This is a genomic window from Halorubrum sp. SD612 (genome assembly GCF_002135005.1).
The window spans coordinates 1-1,481 of the sequence record NZ_NEWI01000357.1; the positions used below are offsets into that span (position 1 = coordinate 1).

Below are 1,481 nucleotides of genomic sequence, written 5' to 3' on the forward strand. Positions count from 1 at the left end.
CCGGCCCGGCGTCTGAGGGCTCGGCCCGGAGTGACGCGTGCGGCGTTCGCTCCCGGTGGTCGTCGGCGACGGCGCGGGCCGTCGGTTCGGGGTCGATCTCCGCCGCCTCGTCGGTGGGGTGTTCGAGGACCCGACGGATGCTGTTGGCCTCCTCGGCCAGCTGTTCGAGCTCGTGGGCGGCGCGCTCGATCGTGGCCGCCGCGTCGATCGTCTCGCCGCGCTGGTCCTCCAGTTCGGCCAGCAACCGCGTCGTGTGGCCGGAGACGACGTTGGCGTTGTTCCGGAGGTTGTGGCGGAGGATCCGGTTCAACACCTCCAGCCGCCGCTCGTTTCGGGACACCTCGGTGAGGTCCGTGTAGACGGCGAAGCCGCCCTCCGCGGCGCCGCCGTCCGCCTCCTCGGCCGCGTACGGGACCCCTCGATAGAGGAACTCGCGGAGCCCGGTCGCGGTCTCCCGGGTCACCTGTCGGTAGTTGATCGCTCCGGAAGCGGTGTTCGAGTCCAACCCCCTCGCCTCCGCGAGCTTCCAGTCCGGGACGACCCACGCGTTGAGCGACTCCCCCCGGATCTCCTCGGCGTCGTAGCCGAAGACGTCGACGAACGCTCGGTTGACGTCTCCGACGATCGGTTCGCCGTCGACGAGCGCGAACTCGACGACCGCGTCCTGAACGTGTTCGATGAGGTGGCGGTACCGGTCGTCTCCCACGTCGTCGCCGCCGTCGTCGGTCGGCTTACGAACCATGTCGAGGCCCTACTGTCACGGAGTCAGTAGACCGATTCCGGTGTTAAGGCTGTAGTCGAGGGAAGATATTGCGAGCGTCGCCGATCGAACTGATCGCCCGGCGAAAAAGATCGTGAAAAAGAGACGAACCGACATTGGCGGCCGCGTCGGGGCGGGGATCGCCGCGGGTCTCGCGTGCCGCCGGCGCGGTTCCGGATCCGCGGCGTCGAGTTTTATTACCGCGCGCCGAGATATCGGAAACGGACCATGGAACTCACTTGGCACGGCCACTCCACGTGGCACGTCGTCGTCGAGGACACGGAGCTGCTCATCGACCCGTTCTTCGACAACCCGAAGACCGACGTCGACCCGGCGTCGCTCGACCCGGACTACCTCCTGTTGACCCACGGGCACGCGGACCACGTCGGCGACGCGGCCGAGTTCCCGGACGCGACGGTCGTCGCGACCCCGGAGCTGACCGGCTACGTCCAAGAGAACTTCGGCCACGAACACACCCTCCCGGCGGGCGGCATGAACATCGGCGGCACCGTCGAGTGCGGCGACGCGTGGGTGACGATGGTCCGCGCGGACCACTCGAACGGGATCGAGAACGACCCCGACTACTCCGCCGGGATGCCGGCCGGGTTCGTGATCGGCGACAAGAAGCCGACCCAGGAGTCGGACGACGACTGTACTCCGTCATACGACGCCGGCGGAATGGGACGTATGCCCGAGGAGGTCGACGTGAGCGCCCCGTACC

At 68.2% G+C, this 1,481-nt stretch carries 2 protein-coding genes; one reads left to right on the top strand and one right to left on the bottom strand.

Annotated features, from left to right (window positions below; all coding sequences use genetic code 11):
- On the bottom strand, positions 1–742 hold a 742-nt coding region (locus B9G38_RS17295), incomplete at its 3' end, for a PAS domain S-box protein (protein WP_143415629.1).
- Between the two features lie 246 nt (positions 743–988).
- Here B9G38_RS17295 and B9G38_RS17300 point away from each other — a divergent pair.
- Positions 989–1,481: MBL fold metallo-hydrolase (locus tag B9G38_RS17300; protein ID WP_086221177.1), on the top strand; the 493-nt coding region annotated here is incomplete at its 3' end.